12 protein-coding genes are annotated in these 11,102 nt (G+C 65.5%); 7 read left to right on the forward strand and 5 right to left on the reverse strand.

What is annotated here, in order from left to right; all coding sequences use genetic code 11:
- The first annotated feature begins 39 nt into the window (after positions 1–39).
- The 4 genes from ACSZL9_RS03875 to ACSZL9_RS03890 are packed head-to-tail and all read left to right on the forward strand — an operon-like array spanning position 40 to position 3,117.
- Complete coding sequence (locus ACSZL9_RS03875) at positions 40–1,578, forward strand: ADP-ribosylglycohydrolase family protein (protein WP_446664150.1); 1,539 nt, start codon at positions 40–42, stop codon at positions 1,576–1,578.
- 16 nt (positions 1,579–1,594) lie between these two features.
- Positions 1,595–2,410 (forward strand): T3SS (YopN, CesT) and YbjN peptide-binding chaperone 1, encoded by an 816-nt coding sequence (locus ACSZL9_RS03880; protein ID WP_446664151.1) that lies wholly within the window; start codon positions 1,595–1,597, stop codon positions 2,408–2,410.
- Between the two features lie 60 nt (positions 2,411–2,470).
- Positions 2,471–2,695, forward strand: a complete 225-nt coding sequence (vapB, locus tag ACSZL9_RS03885; RefSeq protein WP_446664152.1) for a type II toxin-antitoxin system VapB family antitoxin — start codon at positions 2,471–2,473, stop codon at positions 2,693–2,695.
- A complete protein-coding gene (locus ACSZL9_RS03890; RefSeq protein ID WP_446664153.1) occupies positions 2,695–3,117 on the forward strand; it encodes a PIN domain-containing protein in 423 nt (140 codons plus the stop codon). Before vapB ends, ACSZL9_RS03890 begins: the two co-directional genes overlap by 1 nt.
- Before the next feature lie 100 nt (positions 3,118–3,217).
- On the opposite strand, the gene ACSZL9_RS03895 is transcribed toward ACSZL9_RS03890, so the two are convergent.
- A complete protein-coding gene (locus tag ACSZL9_RS03895; protein WP_446664154.1) occupies positions 3,218–3,793 on the reverse strand; it encodes a GNAT family N-acetyltransferase in 576 nt (191 codons plus the stop codon).
- A gap of 144 nt (positions 3,794–3,937) precedes the next feature.
- Between ACSZL9_RS03895 and ACSZL9_RS03900 the strand changes: the two genes are divergently transcribed.
- Positions 3,938–4,330 (forward strand): YccF domain-containing protein, encoded by a 393-nt coding sequence (locus tag ACSZL9_RS03900; protein WP_446664155.1) that lies wholly within the window; start codon positions 3,938–3,940, stop codon positions 4,328–4,330.
- Positions 4,331–4,673: 343 nt separating this feature from the next.
- Positions 4,674–4,886 carry a hypothetical protein gene (locus tag ACSZL9_RS03905; RefSeq protein ID WP_446664156.1) on the forward strand — a complete coding sequence of 71 codons (213 nt, stop codon included), beginning with the start codon at positions 4,674–4,676 and terminating at the stop codon, positions 4,884–4,886.
- 455 nt (positions 4,887–5,341) lie between these two features.
- Here the strand turns inward: ACSZL9_RS03905 and ACSZL9_RS03910 are convergent, their stop codons facing one another.
- From ACSZL9_RS03910 to ACSZL9_RS03925, 4 genes are read right to left on the reverse strand one after another with little or no spacing between them, the layout of a single operon-like run.
- Positions 5,342–6,349 (reverse strand): glycine betaine ABC transporter substrate-binding protein, encoded by a 1,008-nt coding sequence (locus ACSZL9_RS03910; protein ID WP_446664157.1) that lies wholly within the window; start codon positions 6,347–6,349, stop codon positions 5,342–5,344.
- Positions 6,349–7,155, reverse strand: a complete 807-nt coding sequence (locus tag ACSZL9_RS03915) for an ABC transporter permease (protein WP_446664158.1) — start codon at positions 7,153–7,155, stop codon at positions 6,349–6,351. The genes ACSZL9_RS03910 and ACSZL9_RS03915 overlap by 1 nt, the downstream gene beginning before the upstream one ends.
- On the reverse strand, positions 7,152–8,408 hold the full coding sequence (locus ACSZL9_RS03920) for an ABC transporter ATP-binding protein (RefSeq protein ID WP_446664159.1): 1,257 nt from the start codon (positions 8,406–8,408) through the stop codon (positions 7,152–7,154). The genes ACSZL9_RS03915 and ACSZL9_RS03920 overlap by 4 nt, the downstream gene beginning before the upstream one ends.
- The gene (locus tag ACSZL9_RS03925; RefSeq protein ID WP_446664160.1) at positions 8,408–9,049 is read right to left on the reverse strand and encodes an ABC transporter permease; all 642 of its coding nucleotides are present in this window, start codon (positions 9,047–9,049) and stop codon (positions 8,408–8,410) included. Before ACSZL9_RS03925 ends, ACSZL9_RS03920 begins: the two co-directional genes overlap by 1 nt.
- A gap of 417 nt (positions 9,050–9,466) precedes the next feature.
- On the opposite strand from ACSZL9_RS03925, the gene ACSZL9_RS03930 reads away from it, so the two are divergent.
- A complete protein-coding gene (locus ACSZL9_RS03930) occupies positions 9,467–11,062 on the forward strand; it encodes a hypothetical protein (RefSeq protein WP_446664161.1) in 1,596 nt (531 codons plus the stop codon).
- Positions 11,063–11,102: the final 40 nt, after the last annotated feature.

Raw genomic sequence — 11,102 nt, forward strand, 5'->3', positions numbered from 1 at the left:
TTTATGGTCATATCGACAATAATTTTAAGGAGGTCACCGATGAACCTTTCCGCAACACAGAACGACCGTGCCGCCGGCGTGCTGCTCGGTCAAGCCATCGGCGATGCGCTGGGCGTCCCCTACGAGTTCAAGCCGCCGATCAAGGTCGGCACCGCGCACATGATCGGCGGCGGACTCGGTCCCTACTCCCCCGGCGAATGGTCCGACGACACGCAGATGGCCATCTGCATCGCCCAGGTCGCAGCCACCGGCGCTGATCTCAGCACGAATGCCGGGCTCGATCCGATCGCGAAGCGCTTCTGCGAGTGGCGGTTTCGCGGTGCATCCGACATCGGCAATCAGACGGCCTCTGTCATCAGTGCTGCGGACCTGATGATCGGTGGCGCGGCCATGGACGCATCGATGAGCCGCAACGACCTCGACAGCTGGGCGAAACCGTTCCAGCACGCAGCCGCCGACTACAGCGCGACCCACAACCGGTCGGCGGGCAATGGCGCCCTGATGCGCAACGGCATCGTCGGCCTCACGCGCCTTACCGGTCGGGAGGCGACCGCTGCAGCTGCGCGCGCAGTCGCCGCGCTGACGCACGCCGATCCCTTGGTCGCCGCGTCGTGCGTGCTGCAAGCCGAGGCGGTGCGCGTCGCCGTAGTGGACGGGCGGCTCGACATGCGTGCGGGGCTTGATCTGCTGGCTGACGACGAACGCGAGCAATGGTCTGCGTGGCTCGACGACGCCGAGCGTGAGGATCCGAAGTCGTTCACTGCCAACGGTTTCACCGTCAAGGCGCTCCAAGCAGCGTGGTCGGCGATCTGGCATACCGAGACGAGGACGCCCAGCCCCGACCACGTCGATCGCGCACTGCAGATGGCGATCTCGATCGGGCACGACACCGACACGGTCGCCGCGATTGCGGGTGCCCTCCTCGGCGCCCGGTATGGCGCGAGCGGCCTCCGTCACGACTGGCGGCGGCAGGTGCACGGCTGGCCGGGCATGCGTGCACACGACCTGGTGCAGCTCGCTCTGCAGACGACGTCCGCCGGTGTGGGACGACCCATCCGTGCCGGGGAGTGGCCGCTCGCCGAGACCACCCGACAGGAGACGCGCACGCTCGGCGCGCCGCTTCCCGGCGACACCGGAGTGATCCTCGGCACCGAGGCCGACCTACCCCGAGCAAGCGAATTGCGTTGCGACGCAGTCGTGTCCCTGTGCCGGATCGGCACGGGCGACCGTCATCCCCAGGGAGTGGCCGTGCACCTCGAGCAATGGCTGGTGGACAGCGACAACGCGGCCGACAACGGCGACCTCACCTGGGCGTTGCACGACGCCGCCGACGCCGTTCACGGCCTTCGCGAGGACGGTCATACGGTCCTGATGCACTGCGTCCGGGCCGAGCACCGGACTCCGGCCGTTGCCCTCCTGTACGCCGTCAAGCATCGGCACATGTCGCCGGAGGACGCGGCACGCGACATACGGAACGCAGTGGGGCGCCACGAGATCAACGGACTGCTCTGGCGCACTGCGATCGCCGAAGCGCGGGCGTGCGCCACTGTCGGTGGTCCCTGGCAGAGTGATGACTGAAGGAAGGGGTTTCGCGATGAATGAGCACACACAGCGGGCGGTGTCGATGGAGCCGTGGGATCTGTTCGAGCGGCGCCTCGCGGCATACGTGTCCACCATGATCGATCCGTGGGACCAGCTGCAGCTCTACGTGCCGAGGGTCAACGACCCCGAGCCGTGGGTGATCGACATCGCGCCGCACGGTGACGGCGTCATCAAGATCGACTACACGTGGGACGAGGTCTACACGACCCCGGACGATCCGGCGGGCGCGCTGCACCAGCTGCGCACTGTGCTCGAAGGCGGCCGCTTCCGGGCCCCCGATCCGCAGCTGCTGACCGTGACTGCCAAGGGCGCCGCGGCGGCCGGCCTCGGCATCCTCGGCCTCGCGGTGCGCGGCACCGTGCCCGCAACGGACGACGGCGACGACGTCACGGCGCTCTTCACCAAGACGCGCGAGCAGGCGCTCGGCGCGCTCCTCGCCCATCTTCGCAGTGCGTATGACGAGGACCTCGAGCTCGACGAGGACGACGACATTCCATTGCTGATCAACGGTGTTCGCCTGTGGGCCGGCGTCACGCCCGGCAAGCCGGCGATCATTCTCTTCACCCGCGTCGTCGACAACGCCCACTCACGGCGACAGGCCTGCGTCGACGTCAACGTGCTCAACCGCAAGGAACTCTGGTCACGCTGGGTCGTCCGCGATCACTCGGTGTGGCAGCAGCTGACCATGCCGGCGACGATCTTCCAGCCCGAGGTCTTCGACGACCTGCTGCGACTGTTCGTCAGCGACTACCGGTCGACGCAGGTCGATCTCGCGGACCGGCTGGGTGGGCAGCCGGCGTCTGGGTGACTCTGCGCAGGTCCGACCAAGGACCATCCTGCGATATCATGAGTGCGAGAGGTGATAGCAATGGCTGATGTGCTCGTCCGCAACATCGACGAAGACGATCTCAAGGCGATCGACGCCCTGGCAGCCAGCCAGGGCCTGTCGCGCAATGAACTCTTGCGCCGGGAAGCGCACGAGCTCGCTCGCAGACAGAAGGATGACGCCGTCACGGTCGATGCCCTCCGTATGTCGCTGGCGCTGACCACGGACGTGCTCGACGACGACGTGATGCGCGGAGCCTGGGAGTAGTGCCGACCCGCCTTCAGCAGTGGCTGATCGACAAGTCGGCATACCAGCGCCTCGCCGACTCGCCGGACGTCGAGCTCTGGCTGGATAGGCTCCAACGTGGTCTTTTGCACGTCGCCGCGGTCACCGTGCTGGAGATCGGTTACTCCGCTCGCGGCGCGACGGAGTGGCAGCAGGTTCGAACGATTCCGCCACTGTCCCTGATGCCGCGAGCGCTCACATCAGCTCACACAGAGGCACGAGCTATCGATGTGCAGGGCAGACTCGCAACGCGTGGCCATCATCGTGGTCCTGGTGTCGCGGATCTCCTCATCGCCGCTGTCGCCGAGGAGCAGTCCTTGACTCTCCTCCACGTCGACCGAGACTTCGAACTCATCGCTGAGGTGACCGGCCAGCCCGTCGAGCGACTGGTCGGGAGCTTCTGAGCACGACAGGGATCATCGCCCGTGCTCTCCTCGGACACTTGGAGGTCGTTGCTCGGTGGCGTTGTTCCTGTGGGCGAACTCCACGCCCGACGACTCTCGGCTAATCGGTCAGCACGAGACGCATCAACACCCGCGGGAAGCCGTTGAGCACCGAGTCGGTGTCGGCAGCTTTGTGAAATCCCGCGTCCTCAAAGATCTTTCGTGTGCCCACGAACGCCATGGTCAGATCGACCTTCGCTCCGTCGTTGTCCACTGGATACGCCTCGAGCGCCGGAGCTCCGTTGTCACGCGCGAAGTCGACGGCCCCTGCGATCAGCGGGTGCAGCAGGCCCTGCTTGCGGTGCCCGGGGCGGATCCGGACGCACCACAACGACCAGGCGTCCAGATCGTCCACGTGCGGGATCTTCCGGTTCGCGGCGAAGGTTGTTTCCGCCCGCGGGGCGACCGCTGCCCAGCCGACGACATCGTCGCCGTCATACGCGAGGACGCCCGGCGCGACCTTGCGTCGGCAGAGCTTGCGGACACGTTCGCCGCGTTGCGGGCCGACGAGTGACTGGTTCTCCTTGCCCGGGATGCGGTAGCTCAGGCACCAACACACGTTGGCATCCGGGCGTTTCGGGCCGACCATGGTGCGCACGTCGGCGAAGGATGTCGCAGGGCGGACTTCGATGGCCATCAATCGAGCATCGCTCACTGGGCCGGGGTTGTCACGGTTTGTGCGCGACGGGTCGGGGCCTCGAGACGCTCGTTCCTCGCTCCTCGGCCACCTTGAATTGTGACCTCGAGACGCTCCTTGGCCAGCTCGGGTCACAATGAGGACATGCGCACCCTGCTGAACCTCTGCGGCTTCTGGATGGCGGTGGGCTACGTCATCGCCGGCGTGATCTGCTGCATCCTGATCATCACGATCCCCTTCGGGATCGCGTCGTTCCGGATCGCCAACTACGCGCTGTGGCCGTTCGGCCGGACGGTGGTGAAGGATCCCCGCGCGGGCGCGGCGTCGGCGATCGGCAACATCATCTGGTTCATCTTCGCCGGCCTGTGGCTCGCGATCGGACACATCGTGAGCGGTGTGGCACTGTGCATCACGATCATCGGCATACCGCTCGGCATCGCGAGCTTCAAGATGGTGCCGATCTCGTTGCAGCCGTTGGGTGCTCAGATCGTGCCGTCCGACGGGGCAGTCCTCGTCGGGGGCGCTCCGCGTCGGTAGCGAAACCCGACTCCCACCTGACAGGCTTTCGCGTATGGCGAAGAAGAAGCACCCGGGCGTGTCGAAAGGATCGCTGCATGTCCTCGAGACGCGGGCGCGGGTCTCGATACACCTCCCCCGCTCCGGCACCCCACGAAGTTTCTCCCCCGCTTCGCTCCTCCGAATACTTCGCAGGGACCCCGCCCGCTCCTCCGGCACTCGACCAGCTTGATTCGTGACCTCGATAAGTTCGGTCACCTCAGAGACGACACGGCCAGCTCAGGTGAGGCTTCGCACGGGCGTCGAGCGAGCGCCCGTATGTCGCTCATCGCGTCATACTCGCCCCTGATGGCACGATGGCGGCATGCATTGGCCAGGGGAGAAACAACGACGGCTCAATGGATGGATCGTGCTCGTCGGTGGCGTGGTCATGCTGATCGCCGGCATTGCAACGCTGACACGGGGCGACACGGCGTGGGGCCTGCTGCTGGGGTTCGTCGGGTTGGGTGGATTGTCCAACTCGCTATGGCATTTCGGACTGCTCGGGCCGGATCCGTCTGTGCGCGACGGGGATTGACCGGCGAGAGTGGTGGTCTCGAGGCGCGGGCGCGGGTCTCGATACACCTCCCCCGCTCCGGCACCCCACGAAGTTTCTCCCCCGCTTCGCTCCTCCGAATACTTCGCAGGGACCCCGCTCGCTCCTCCGGCACTCGACCAGCTTGGTTCGGGGCCTCGAGCAAAGGTCCTTGAGGAGGTCGTGAGGCACGAGCGACCGTCTCGAAAGGCCGAACGGGGCCTCGAGACGGGTTCCCCCGCTTCGCTCCTCCGAATACTTCGCAGGGACCCCGCTCGCTCCTCCGGCACTCGACCAGCTTGGTTCGGGGCCTCGAGCAAAGGTCCTTGAGGAGGTCGTGAGGCACGAGCGACCGTCTCGAAAGGCCGAACGGGGCCTCGAGACGGGTTCCCCCGCTTCGCTCCTCCACCCTCCTCGGCCACCTTGGTTGTCGTTCCTCGCTCCTCGGCCACCTTTGGTTACTTGACGAAGCCTTCCTTCTTCAGCCAGTCGAGCGCCACGTCGGCGGGTTCTTCGCCGTCGACGTCGACCTTGGCGTTGAGCTGCAGCAGCACGTTGTTGGTGAGCTTCTTGCTCACGGGCGCAAAGAGTTTCGCGATCTGCGGGTTGTCCTTGAGCGTCTTGTCACGCAGCACGAAGGACACGTTGTACTTCGGGAAGAAGGAACGGTCGTCCTCCAACACCTTCAGGTGCAGGGCGACGATCCGGCCGTCGGTGGTGAAGACCTCACCGAAGTTGCACTTGCCGTGCGCGGTCGCGTCATAGATCGCGCCGGTCTGATAGACCCGCAGGTTCTTGCGGGGCACACCGCTGCCGAGGGGCACGTCATACTTCTTCAGCATGCCCTTCAACCCGTCCGGGCGGTTGATCAGCTCGGACTCCACGCAGAAGGTGCGCTGCGACTTCGGCACCTCGGACAGCTGCGACAGCTTGGTGATGTGGAATTTGTCCGCCACCTTCTTGGTGACCGCGAAGCTGTAGGTGTTGTTCATCGGTGCCGGCGGCAGCCAGTCCAGGTTGTTCTTCTTCTTGTCCTCGTCGCGCACCGCGACATACTGCTTCTGCTCGTCCGGGATCGGCTTCTCGTGCTTCAGGTAGGTGATCCAGCCGGTGCCGGTGTATTCCCACATCGCGTCGATCTGCCCGTCGAGCATCGCGTCTCGCGCGGACGCCGAGCCCGGGATGTTGGTCAGGTCGGTCACCTTCGCGCCGGCCGACTTCAGCAGGATGATCGCCATCTTGCCGAGCAGGATGTTCTCGGTGAAGTTCTTCGAGCCGACCGAGATCGTCTCTCCATCAAGCGATTTCGTCTTCGCAAGTTGTCCGGCCAGTTGCGCCGACGGCACATAACCGCCCGCTGTGCCCAGGCCCAGGCATCCGGTCGTGGTCAGCGCGACTGCGGTCGCGCCCGCGGCGGTCGCCAGTGCCCGCCGCCGAGATCGTGTATGGCGCAACGTCATTCGCATCAGATCCCCTTCGGTCGGACCAGCAACTCCAGCACCCGGCCCACCCACTCGACAAGCAACGCCAGCAGCGCGATCAGCACGGCGCCGGCGACCATCACCGGATAGCGGTAGAGGTTGATGCCCGCGGTGATGACTCCACCGAGGCCGCCGGCGTCGACGAACGTCGCCAGTGCGGCGGTGCCCACGACGAGCACCAGCGCGGTGCGGATGCCGGCCATGATGACCGGCAGGGCGAGCGGCAACTCGATGCGCAGCAACACCGATGCGTTCGAAAGTCCAACGCCACGACCGGCTTCCACCAGTGTCGGGTCGACACCCTGCAGGCCGGTGATGGTGTTGCGGAGCACCGGCAGCACGCCGTACAGGGTCAGTGCGAGGATCGCGACCCAGAAGCCGGACCAGCTCGACAGCCACATGAAGATCAGGACGATCAGACCGATCGACGGGGCCGCCTGTCCGGCGTTGGCGACGCCGACCACCAACGGTGCCAGCACCTTCACGCCCGGCCTGGTCAGTGCGACACCCAACGGCACCGCAATGGCGACCACGATCAGTGAGGCGACGATGGTGAGCTTGATGTGCTGCCACAGCTGCAGCCGCACGTCGGCCCACGCCAGCGAGCTGGACTCGATCGAGTCCAGGGTGGCGGTCTGCCGCCACCAGACGTAGAGCAGGAAGCCGACGATCACCAGGACCGGTATGGCGAAGAGCTCGATCGCCATACCGCGACTCATTCGGCCGCCGGAACTTCCGGTCGAATCGACCTCTGTTGCCTCGGTTTCCGGCGCCCCGGTGTCGATGCTCACCGCGTGCTCCCGGACTCGAGCTCCTCGTCCGTCGGAGCGATCGAGATGCGCTCTGCGGGGTGCTCGTCGCCGTTCGACGAGGACGCGGCACTGCCGGCCTCTGCTTCGCGCTGCATCGCCTCGATGTAATCGGTGACCGTCTTGAAGTCGACGACGCCGAGGTAGGTGTCACGGTCACCGGTGACGACCGCACCGCCGTGACCGCTGACGAGCATCGTGTCCAGTGCGTCGTTCAGCGTCGCCCGCGAGTCGAGGTTGACCAGGTCCTGACCCGGGTCGACGATCGTCCCGCCCTTGAGCTGCCGCAGCCACGGCCAGCCCAGCGGACGGTTGCGGCTGTCGAGGACGATCACCGACCTGTCGCCGGCTGCCTGCGCCCGCTTGGTCACCTCGTCGGTCTTCTCCCCGACCGTTGCTGTCGTCGGCGACTTCAGATCGAGATCCGAAATCCGCGCCAGACTAAGGCGTTTCAGCGCCGAGCCGGCGCCGACGAAGTCCTGCGCGAAGTCGTTCGCGGGGTTGCTCAGCACCATCTCGGGGGTGTCGTACTGCGCGATGTGCGCGCCCTCCTGCAGGATCAGCACCCGGTCGCCGAGCTTGATCGCCTCGTCGATGTCGTGCGTGACGCACACGATCGTCTTGCGCAGCTCGCGCTGGATCGACAGCAGCTCGTCCTGCAACCGCTGGCGGGTGATCGGGTCGACCGCACCGAAGGGCTCGTCCATCAGGATCACCGGCGGGTCGGCTGCCAGGCCGCGCGCCACACCGACACGCTGCTGCTGCCCGCCGGACAACTCCCGCGGGTATCGATCGCGATATTTCGCCGGGTCCAAACCGACCAGGTCCAGCAACTCGTCGACCCGAGCCTTGATGCGCGAGGAGTCCCAACCGAGCAGCTTGGGGACGATCGCGATGTTCTTGGACACCGACATGTGCGGGAAGAGACTCCCGCCCTGTATGACGTAACCGATCGTCCGGCGCAGCTCGTCGACCTTCTTGGACCGGATGTCCTCACCGCCGATGCTGATCGTGCCCGACGACGGCTCGATCAGCCGGTTGATCATCTTCAGGGTCGTGGTCTTGCCACAGCCGGACGGCCCGACGAACATGGCGATCTCGCCGGCCGGCACGGTCAGGCTGATGTTGTCGACCGCCGGGACCTTCTGCCCGCGGTAGATCTTGCTCACGCCGTCGAGGCGGATCTCCGCCCCACTGACACTCGTGCTGCCCTTGGATAGCTCCACAGCGGTCATCAGACACGCACTCCCTTCGAGGTGGTCAGCCGCCCGAGCAGGAGCAGCAAGAAGTCGAGGATCAACGCCAGCACAACGATGCCGATCGTCGCGGACAGCGCGAGGTTGATGGCGTTCTTGCCGCCGATCTGTGCCAGCCCCTGGAAGATCCAGCCACCGAGACCCGGTCCGAGCACGTATGACGCGATGGCGGCGATCCCCATGCACATCTGCAGCGAGACCCGGATGCCGGACAGGATCACCGGCCACGCGAGCGGCAACCGGATCCGCACCAGCGTCATCGGCTCACTCATGCCCATGCCGCGCGCGGACTCGATGAGGGCCGGGTCCACCCCCTGCAAGCCGACCACTGCGTTGCGCAGGATCGGCAACACGGCATAGAAGGTGACCGCGATCAGCGCGGTGTTCGCCCCGAGACCGGTCAGCGGCATCAACAGGCCGATCAGTGCCAGCGATGGGATCGTCAGTCCGACCGCGCTCAGCGCGTTGGCGACCGGCTCCAGCTTGGGCGCCCGAGTCACGACCACCGCAAGCGCCACAGCAATGAGTGTCGCGAAGAAGACCGCGAGGATCACCAGATAGGCGTGATTCCACGCGTTGATCAGGAATTGCGCGCGGCGGTCAACAAGGAAGTCCCACACGGTGCTGCCTTCCGGACAGGCTCTGACGAGGTGTTCTCGTGCTGAAACAGCTCTACCCAAGCACAGTCTCGCGCAAGACCCAAGCACCAAAGTCGTTTCATGCCAGGATATTTCGCGTCTCAGCGCGACCGGATCACTCCCCGACGAGTCGTTCGGAGATCAAATCACCTGCAATTCAACGCACTTCGATAGTTGCAAATCGAATTGTCCTGCGGCGACTGGGAGTCCGTCCTGTTGCTCGATCAAATTGCGAGCACGGCAACAGCCTTTCGAATGACGGAGACGTCGACGACATGAGTCAAGACAAGTCAAGGGGGCGTCAAATCTTCGTAAAGAATCTGTGCACATCCAAGTGCGCCTGCGGTCCGGGCACCGATGATCGTGGCGAACGCTCAGGGAGAGGGAGGTGGCGTTCGCATGCACGGACGCAGTTTGGGGATTATCGCGATGCTCTCGGTGACCGCGCTGTCGGTCGGTGGGTGTAGCGGAGGCAGCAACGCGCACAAGTCCGACAAGATCACGATCGACTCGGTCGAGCTGGCCGATCCGGGCAAGGCGCTGAAGCAGGCGAAGAGCAAGTTCCTGGCCGCCAACCAGTCGGCGATCGACAGCAAGTCGGCAACCATCGCGGACGACTCCGATTGCTTCTTCCGGCGCACCGAGAAGGGCAGCGACGACTACCTGCCCAAGATCTTCTGCGGCCCGATCAAGCGCGCCGGCTACGGCAAGGGCAAGGTCTGGGATGTCTACTCGGCGACGATCCTCGGCACCGACGACGAGTCAGCCGCCGGCAAGGTGTCGGTCAACGGACCGCAGGAAGTCGGGAAGGCGGCGGACGCCACACTGTTGGTGCGCCCGGACGGTGCATCGCCGGCGCCCGAGAAGGACGTCGCGGCCGCCAAGGCACCCCAAGCGAGCTTCCACGACTACGCCTATCTGATGGACGCCGGTGAGACACAGACCGGACTGAACTTCTCGCCGCTGCAGAAGCCGGCGACGATCGTCACCCCGTCGGCGACGGTGTCGGTCACCGCGAGCGCCAAGAGTGCGACCGTGCCGGGCTGGTTCGCCGACGCGGCCAAGGGAGACACCGACGAAAGCAACGACAGCTCGTCCGATGAGCCGTCGGGCTCCGGCGTCGAGCCGGAGAAGTCGACGTCGTTCCGCCCGGCTGACGGGCAACAGGTCGTGGCCTACAAGGTCACCATCGGGCCGGGTTCGGCATACCCGGATCCCAACAGCTCCGACTACGGCGACGACGGCGAGAAGGACGCGTCGACCAAGTTGAGCCTGTCGGCCGGCGGGCAGCAGCTGACGATCCACCACGCCGAGGACGCCAACGCGTGGGGCGGTTCGGGCGACTCGGACGGCACGATGACGATCGAGTGCGAGCGGGTCCCCTGCTCGAGCACCGACGGCTCGTCGTCCGACAACAACGACTACATCCTGATCGCCACGCTCCCCAAGGATGCCAAGCCGAAGATCTCGGCGTCGGTCGACGGGCACAGCCTTGCTGTCCCCACCTCGGGCGGCGAGGTGGCCAGCGATGTGAGCAATGTGAACCAGGCACGCAAATCACCGGTGCAGCAGGTGAATTCGACCATTCCCGACAAAAAATGGGAGTCGCCGGACGACGACTCGCTCAGTCAGGTCACCTACACGAGCGGCGGGTCGATCCCGGTCGCATTTCTCACGGCCTTCGACGCACAGAAGGGATGGGCGCCCGAGGGCAAGGCGTGGCTGGAGATCCCGATCACGGACATGCCACACAACATCACGACTGAGTTCACCGTCAGCTGGGCCAAGAGCATCACGGTCACCGCGGACGGCAAGACCTATCACCCCGACACTGACGCCGGTCTTGAGGGCAGCTTCGGGATCCTGGTCCCTGACAGCTTCACCAAGGGTGAGCTGAAATATGCGCCGCAGGGCACCGCGACCTACGGATACCCGGAGAAGACAAAGCATTTCAAGGTCGACCCCTTCACGGTGAAGTTGTCGATCCCGAAGTAGCTCGGGCTGCGGGGTTTCGATACGTGGTGGGGCCACCCCG

The organism is Flexivirga sp. B27, assembly GCF_052905685.1.

Bases quoted from the DNA above. Each gene is read 5' to 3' on its own strand.
- ACSZL9_RS03905 (WP_446664156.1), top strand. From the start codon at position 4,674: ATGCATTGGCCAGGGGAGAAACAACGACGGCTCAATGGATGGATCGTG.
- ACSZL9_RS03910 (WP_446664157.1), bottom strand. From the start codon at position 6,349: ATGCGAATGACGTTGCGCCATACACGATCTCGGCGGCGGGCACTGGCG.
- ACSZL9_RS03875 (WP_446664150.1), top strand. From the start codon at position 40: ATGAACCTTTCCGCAACACAGAACGACCGTGCCGCCGGCGTGCTGCTC.
- ACSZL9_RS03930 (WP_446664161.1), top strand. From the start codon at position 9,467: ATGCACGGACGCAGTTTGGGGATTATCGCGATGCTCTCGGTGACCGCG.
- ACSZL9_RS03880 (WP_446664151.1), top strand. From the start codon at position 1,595: ATGAATGAGCACACACAGCGGGCGGTGTCGATGGAGCCGTGGGATCTG.
- ACSZL9_RS03900 (WP_446664155.1), top strand. From the start codon at position 3,938: ATGCGCACCCTGCTGAACCTCTGCGGCTTCTGGATGGCGGTGGGCTAC.
- ACSZL9_RS03920 (WP_446664159.1), bottom strand. From the start codon at position 8,408: ATGACCGCTGTGGAGCTATCCAAGGGCAGCACGAGTGTCAGTGGGGCG.
- vapB (WP_446664152.1), top strand. From the start codon at position 2,471: ATGGCTGATGTGCTCGTCCGCAACATCGACGAAGACGATCTCAAGGCG.
- ACSZL9_RS03895 (WP_446664154.1), bottom strand. From the start codon at position 3,793: ATGGCCATCGAAGTCCGCCCTGCGACATCCTTCGCCGACGTGCGCACC.